General features: G+C 41.3%; 1 protein-coding gene. It reads right to left on the reverse strand.

Going from position 1 to position 271, the window contains the following annotated elements; translation table 11 throughout:
• Nucleotides 1–271 (reverse strand): DDE-type integrase/transposase/recombinase (locus AVJ20_RS18210; RefSeq protein ID WP_162689829.1); only part of this gene is annotated, 271 nt, incomplete at both ends.

Raw genomic sequence — 271 nt, forward strand, 5'->3', positions numbered from 1 at the left:
GTGGAATTTGCCATTTTTTCACCGTATTGAAGATCTTTCCTAGAAAACTATAGGCTGATTTACTGTTCCGTCTAGCGGAAAGGTAAAAGTCAATCGTATGACCCCGTTGATCAACTGCACGATACAGGTAAGTCCATCGCCCCTTCACTTTGATATAAGTCTCATCCATATGCCATGAATGTAAATCTGTAGGATTACGCCAATACCAGCGTAACCGTTTTTCCATTTCTGGAGCATAACGCTGAACCCAACGATAAATTGTACTGTGATC

The sequence above is a fragment of the Acinetobacter sp. CFCC 11171 genome, assembly GCF_003268405.1.
Taxonomy (GTDB): Bacteria; Pseudomonadota; Gammaproteobacteria; order Pseudomonadales; family Moraxellaceae; genus Acinetobacter; species Acinetobacter amyesii.